Below are 6,599 nucleotides of genomic sequence, written 5' to 3' on the forward strand. Positions count from 1 at the left end.
GCCTCGGCCGTTCGTGAGGGGTAACTAGCCAAGTCTCGGGGGGATTGCAAGCGATTCTGCGACGTGGCCGTCAGGTTTGTTGCAGACGGGTGGCGAACCCCCGATGGCGGGGCGATCGTCAGTCGGCCGCGGGGGCGGGGAGGGCGCCGGGAAGCTGGATCTCGAAGCGCGCGCCGGGCGTCGTCGAGGTGCCGAGCCGGATCTGCCCGCCATGCGCCTTCACGATCTCGGCGACGATCGCGAGCCCGAGGCCCGTGCCCCCGGCGCGCGTCGATCCGCGGAACGCCTGGAAGAGATGGTCGCGCGCGGCGGGGCCGAGGCCGGGGCCGGTGTCCTCGATGATGAGGCGCAGAAGTCCCTCGCCGGGCGTCTCGGCGAGGACGGCGATCCGACGCACGATCGCGTCGCCGCTTTCGCCCTCGAGGGCCTGCACCGCGTTGCGCACGAGATTGGACAGCGCGCGGAAGAACTGCTCGGGGTCGAGGTCGGCCTCGATCGCCGGGTCGACGCCGTTGACGAGCTCGATGCCCTGCTCCGGCGTCACGAGCTGCGTCTCGAAGACGTCCTCCACGAGGCGGTGGAGAAGCGTCAGCCGGCGGACCGGCCGGCTCTCGGCTGCCCGGCCGTAGGCAAGCACCGACTGGGTGTAGTGCAGCGCGCGGTCGAGGCTGCGGATGAGAACCGGGGTGAAGCGCTGGACCTGCGCGTCCGGCACGTCGGCGAGGCGGTCGGAGATCAACTGCGCCGAGGCGAGGATGTTGCGCAGGTCGTGGTTGATCTTCGATACGGCAAGGCCGAGGTCGGCGAGGCGCCGCTGCTGGCGCAGCGTGTCGGCGAGCACCCCCTGCATCCCGGCGAGCTCCCGCTCGGCGATGCCGAGCTCGTCGCTGCGCCCGCTCGGCTTGAGGATCAGCGACGGGTCCTCCGGGTCGGCGCCGAAGCGCACCAGCGCGCGCGTCAGGGCGCGGATCGGGCGCAGGAGGAAGAGGCTGATCGCGCCGAAGACGAGGAGCCCGGTGAAGCTCGCGATCCCGAGCGACAGGAACAGGATGTTGCGCGAGTTGACGAGCATGGCGCGGCGCAGCGGCGCCTCGTCGAACACGATCTCGCCGGTCATCGTGCCGTCGCCGATCGCGCCGACGAGGCGAATCGTGCGTGGCTGGTGGCTGAGGAGCGTGTCGAAGGCGGCCAGCACCGAATCGAAGCGGCTCTCCTTCGAAAGATCCACCTGCTCGTCGACGCTGACGAGATCGGGCGCGCGCGCGAGAAGCTCGGTCGAGCCGGGGCGACGGATGGCGATGAGCCGCGCATCGAGCGCATGGAGAAGCTCGCTCTCCTGATCGGGCGACAGAAGGAGGCCGCCCTCGGCGAAATCCGCCATCAGGGTGGCGACCGAGACGGTCTCGAGCTTGGACTGCAGCCAGTCGAGGCGAAAGCGCGCGATCGAAGGCACGAAGACCAGCACCTCGGCGCCCATCACGGCGACCACCGTGAGGGCGAACAGGCGGGTCGACAGGCGCCTGGCAAAGCGGGGACGCGTGTCCTCTCTGGGCTTCGCTTCGGTAGTGGCTCGTGTCATCAAGGTTCCGACGCCCATTGCGGGCTGGCGTCGCAGATAAGGGAAACGTGAGCCAAGCCTAGGGGATCGGCGCGCCCGGGTCATCCCGAAAGGGCTTCTGCGCACGCTGCGTCGCTCAAATGCCTAACGGAATGACTGGCCGTCGCCTCGATCGGACCGGGGGCGATTGACTTGTTCCCCGCTTCCTCCTTATAAGCGCGCCCACAGACGGATGCCGGGTCGGATGGGGCTTGCCCATGCGGATCTTTCGTGCGTTCGACGTTCGATTTGAACCCATAGAAGATCAAGAGGTCCGCAGGTCCACTGCGGGATACGACCATGAAGCGCACCTACCAGCCCTCCAAGCTCGTCCGCAAGCGCCGCCACGGCTTCCGCGCCCGCATGGCCACGACCGGCGGTCGCAAGGTCATCGCGGCTCGCCGCGCGCGCGGCCGCAAGCGCCTGTCGGCTTGACGCCGAGGCCTTCCGGCTCCCGCGGACCCGCGATCTCCAGACTGACGAAGCGCGCCGAGTTTCTGGCCGCAAGACGGGGCCGTCGCTTGAACGGCCCTTTCTTTTTGATCGAGGCTCTCGACCGGGCCGATGGCGGCGCGGCCCGCTACGGCCTCACCGTGACGCGCAAGGTCGGAAACGCGGTGGAGCGCAACCGCATCCGCCGACGTCTTCGTGAGGCCATCCGCACCGTGTGCGGGGCTGACATGGCCGCCGGCTTCGACTATGTGATCGTCGCCCGTCGCGAGCTTCTCACCCTGCCGTTCGAGACGCTTACGGGCGAGCTATCGAGGCGCGTCGCCAAGGTGCAGGCGCACAGGCCGGCGCCCGCAACGCCTCCTCCGGGGATCTGACCTTCCATGGAAAACAGCCGCAATTTCCTGATCGCCATGGCGTTGTCGATCGCCGTTCTGGTCGGGTGGCAGTTCCTCGTCATCAATCCGCGCATGGAAGCCGAGCGGCTCGCGACGCAGAGCGCTCAGGCGACCCTCCAAACGCCGACGACGCCCGCCGGCACGCCCCAGGAAGGGGCGGTGTCGCCCGCCGGGCGCGAGAGCGTCGTGCCGACGACGCAGACGCCGGCCGTGGACGGTCAGACCCGCGAGGCCGCGCTCGCCGGCTCTCCGCGCATCGCCATCGACACGCCGTCGCTGTCGGGTTCGATCAATCTCCAGGGCGCGCGGCTCGACGATCTCCGCCTCAAGAACTACCACGAGACGGTCGACGACTCGTCGCCGACGATCGTGCTCCTGTCGCCCGAGACGATCGGCTCCAACGCCTATTTCATGGAGTTCGGCTATTCCGGGCAGGGGGGCGGCGCGCTGCCGGGCCCTGGCACGCTGTGGCAGGCCGAGGGCAACCAGACCCTGACGCCGCAGACGCCCTTGACGCTGACGGCCTCGAACGAGGCCGGCGTCACCTTCACGCGCCGCATCTCGGTCGACGCGCAGTCGATGTTCACGGTCGAGGACAACGTACGCAACGACGGCGCCGCCGCGGTCACCCTGTCGCCCTACGGGCGTTCGGTACGCTTCTCCAAGCCCGAGCACGCCGCCGCCTTCGTGATCTTCGAGGGCCTCATCGGCCATCTCGGCGAGGACGGCCTGCAGGAGGTCACCTACAAGAACATCGAGGAGGAGGGCCGCTCCTCGCCGGCCAAGACCAACGTCGGCTGGCTCGGCATCACCGACAAGTACTGGGCGACGGCGCTTGTGCCCTCGACTGGCATCGGCACGTTCCAGCCGAACTTCCGCTACTCGGCGGATGGGCGCGCCTTCTACCAGTCGGACTATCTCGCCGATCCCATCACCATCCAGCCGGGTGCGACGCTCTACACCACGACGCGGGCCTTCGCCGGCGCCAAGGTCGTCGACACTATCAACGGCTACGAGAACAATCTCGGCATCGCCCATTTCGGTCAGCTGATCGACTGGGGCTGGTTCTATTTCATCACCAAGCCGATGTTCACCTACATCGACTTCCTCTACCGCTTCACCGGCAACTTCGGCATCGCGATCATCCTGGTCACGGTGTCCCTCAAGATCCTGTTCTTCCCGCTCGCCTCGAAATCCTACCGTTCGATGGCGCGCATGAAGACGGTGCAGCCGAAGATCGCCGAGCTGCGCGAGAAATACGCCGACGACCGGGTGAAGCAGCAGCAGGAGATGATGCGGATCTACAAGGAGGAGAAGATCAACCCGGCGGCGGGCTGCTGGCCGGTGCTGGTCCAGATCCCCGTGTTCTTCGCGCTCTACAAGGTCCTCTACGTCACCATCGAGATGCGGCACGCGCCCTTCTTCGGCTGGATCCAGGATCTGGCGGCGCCCGATCCGACGAGCGTGTTCAACCTGTTCGGGCTGATCCCGATCACCCTGCCGCACCTCCTGATGGTGGGTATCTGGCCGATCCTGATGGGCATCACGATGTTCATCCAGATGAAGCTGAACCCGACGCCGCCGGACCCGGCGCAGCAGATGATCTTCACCTGGATGCCGATCATCTTCACCTTCATGATGGCCTCGTTCCCGGCCGGCCTCGTGATCTACTGGACGGTGAACAACACGCTCTCGATCACGCAGCAGACCGTGATCATGAAGCGGCACGGCGCCAAGATCGAACTCTGGGACAACCTGCGCGACACGTTCCGGCGCAAGAAGACGAGCTGACCGTTTCAGCGCGCTGACATTGGCGGGCGGGGCCACCGAGGCTCCGCCCGCTTCGCGTTCCCGCCGCGGTGGACGCGCCGGCGGCAAGGCCGTATGAAGCGGTCATGTCCCTCGGCCCCGACCCCCGAGCGGTGCACCCCGTGCCCGCCCACCAACGCATCGTGTTCCTGCGCAACGTCGTCACCGCGCCCAATGTCGAGATCGGCGAGTACACCTATTACGACGATCCCGATGCGGCGCTCCTCTTCGACACGCGCAACATCCTCCACCACTACGAGTTTCTCGACGACAGGCTGGTGATCGGTCGCTTCTGCGCCATCGCCACGGGAGCGCGCTTCGTGATGAACGGGGCGAACCACGCGATGACGGGCTTCTCGACCTACCCGTTCAACATCTTCGGCGGCGGCTGGGAGGACGGGTTCGACGTCGCCTCCATCAGCGCGGGCAACAAGGGCGACACCACGGTCGGCAGCGACGTGTGGATCGGCGCCGACGCCCTGATCCTGCCGGGCGTGACGATCGGCGACGGCGCGATCATCGCGGCGTCGAGCGTCGTGTCGCGGGACGTCGCGCCCTATGCGATCGTCGCGGGCAACCCGGCCGCGGAGCGGCGCCGCCGGTTCGAGCCCGAGATCGTGGCGCGTCTTCTGGCGCTCCGCTGGTGGGACTGGCCGATCGACAGGATCGGTCGAAACCTTGCCGCCATCCGCGGCGCAGACATCGACGCGCTGGAGAAGGCGGTATGAGCGAGACGCAGGACAACCAGACGACGGCCGGCGCCGACGGGGGCGAGGAGCGCCGCCTGTTCTTCGCGCGGCCCTGGGTCTTCATCCGCGGCGTGCCGGCGATGAAGTTCCTGCCGCCGGAAGGCCCGCCCGAGGTGGCCTTCGCCGGCCGCTCCAACGTCGGCAAGTCGTCGCTGATCAACGGCATCGTCGGCCAGAAGGGGCTCGCGCGCACCTCCAACACGCCGGGGCGCACGCAGGAGCTGAACTACTTCGTGCCCGACGGCTATTCCGGCGAGGCCGGCGACCTGCCGCCGATCGCCCTCGTCGACATGCCGGGCTACGGCTACGCGCAGGCGCCCAAGGAGCAGGTCGACGCCTGGACCAAGCTCGTCTTCGACTACCTGCGCGGCCGCGCGACGCTGAAGCGCGTCTTCGTGCTGATCGATGCCCGCCACGGCATCAAGAAGAACGACGCCGACGTGATGACGCTGCTCGACAAGGCGGCCGTGTCCTATCAGATCGTGCTGACCAAGGCTGACAAGATCTCGGCCCTCGCGCTGCCCAAGCTCGAGGCAGCGACCCGCGAGGCGATCCGCAAGCGGCCGGCGGCCTTCCCGGAGATCATCGCGACGTCGTCCGAGAAGGGTTTCGGGATCGAGGATGTCCAGGCCGCGATCGCCTTCTTCGCGGACGGGCGCGGCTGAGACATCCGTGCCTGCGGGTATCGAGCGCGCCCTCGCGCGTCAGGCGCGCCGGGGCCCGTAACCCGCCATGAACAGGCGGACCGCCGAGGCGACGACGCGCGCCATCTCGTCCTCCGAGATCGCGGGCGCCTCGTCGTCGAAGAAGCGCCGGCGCAGGATGCCGGCGGTGGCGAGCTCCACGAACTGGGCGGCCGCGAGGGGCACGTCGGGGATCTCCAGCGTGCCGGCCGCGCAGGCCTTTTCCAGATAGGCCGAGAGAAGGGCGAGGCCCCGCTGTGGCCCGTGCCGGTAGAACTCGCGCCCGACCTCGGGCATGCGCGCGGCGACCGCGATCACCGTGCGCTTGGCATGCATCGCCTCTGGCGACATCACGAGCCGCGCAAGGCGTTGCCCGTAGCGCAGGAGCGTTTCGGCTGGGTCGCCGGGATCGGTAAGAAGCGCCTCCACTTCGGCGAGATAAGCTTCCCGCTCGCACTCGATGAGCGCGCGGAACAGCTCTTCCTTCGACCGGAAGTAGACGTAGAGCGTCGACTTCGAGACGCCGGCCTCCCGCACCACGTCGTTCATCGAGGCCGCATCGAAGCCGAGGCCCACGAACGCCCGGCGGGCCCCTTCGAGGATCTGTCGACGCTTGGTCGGGTCCTCGCCCGCTGCGGCACGACGATCGCTGGGCGCCGACGGGGTCTGTACGAGCTGTGAGAGAGCGGTCACGGTTTCGAGAGCACTTTTCGATAAGGATGCCGAAATAATCCGGGCGCCGGCGCGGGATCACCCTTGCCCTGCCCGGTCATCACGTCTATGTCAACGTCGAACCGAACGGTTCGGTTCGATTTGGGTTCTGCCACTATGTCGAAGTCCGCGTCTCAAAAGTCAAATCCTTCTCTCGACGCCGAGCGCGTGTCCGACGCGCCGAAGCTCGAGGTCGTCGGCC

At 67.8% G+C, this 6,599-nt stretch carries 7 protein-coding genes; 5 read left to right on the forward strand and 2 right to left on the reverse strand.

Features of this window, described 5'->3' with window-relative positions; all coding sequences use genetic code 11:
- Nucleotides 1-118: 118 nt before the first annotated feature.
- Complete coding sequence (locus QZ753_RS13490) at nucleotides 119-1,579, reverse strand: HAMP domain-containing sensor histidine kinase (protein ID WP_294644302.1); 1,461 nt, start codon at nucleotides 1,577-1,579, stop codon at nucleotides 119-121.
- 318 nt (nucleotides 1,580-1,897) lie between these two features.
- Between QZ753_RS13490 and rpmH the strand changes: the two genes are divergently transcribed.
- From rpmH to yihA, 5 genes are all read left to right on the forward strand, one after another.
- Nucleotides 1,898-2,032 (forward strand): 50S ribosomal protein L34, encoded by a 135-nt coding sequence (gene rpmH / locus QZ753_RS13495; protein ID WP_026501365.1) that lies wholly within the window; start codon nucleotides 1,898-1,900, stop codon nucleotides 2,030-2,032.
- Nucleotides 2,029-2,424 carry a ribonuclease P protein component gene (rnpA, locus tag QZ753_RS13500; protein ID WP_294644303.1) on the forward strand — a complete coding sequence of 132 codons (396 nt, stop codon included), beginning with the start codon at nucleotides 2,029-2,031 and terminating at the stop codon, nucleotides 2,422-2,424. Before rpmH ends, rnpA begins: the two co-directional genes overlap by 4 nt.
- Nucleotides 2,425-2,430: 6 nt before the next feature.
- A complete protein-coding gene (gene yidC, locus QZ753_RS13505) occupies nucleotides 2,431-4,236 on the forward strand; it encodes a membrane protein insertase YidC (protein WP_294644304.1) in 1,806 nt (601 codons plus the stop codon).
- 104 nt (nucleotides 4,237-4,340) lie between these two features.
- On the forward strand, nucleotides 4,341-4,982 hold the full coding sequence (locus QZ753_RS13510) for a CatB-related O-acetyltransferase (RefSeq protein ID WP_294644305.1): 642 nt from the start codon (nucleotides 4,341-4,343) through the stop codon (nucleotides 4,980-4,982).
- Entirely contained in the window at nucleotides 4,979-5,668 is a 690-nt protein-coding gene (gene yihA, locus QZ753_RS13515; protein ID WP_294644306.1) for a ribosome biogenesis GTP-binding protein YihA/YsxC, read from the forward strand. The genes QZ753_RS13510 and yihA overlap by 4 nt, the downstream gene beginning before the upstream one ends.
- 39 nt (nucleotides 5,669-5,707) lie before the next feature.
- Here yihA and QZ753_RS13520 read toward each other — a convergent pair whose 3' ends face one another.
- Nucleotides 5,708-6,379: a TetR/AcrR family transcriptional regulator gene (locus tag QZ753_RS13520; protein WP_294644307.1), complete on the reverse strand. Its 672-nt coding sequence runs from the start codon at nucleotides 6,377-6,379 to the stop codon at nucleotides 5,708-5,710.
- Nucleotides 6,380-6,599: the final 220 nt, after the last annotated feature.

This window comes from uncultured Aureimonas sp., from assembly GCF_913775355.1.
GTDB lineage: Bacteria > Pseudomonadota > Alphaproteobacteria > Rhizobiales > Rhizobiaceae > Aureimonas.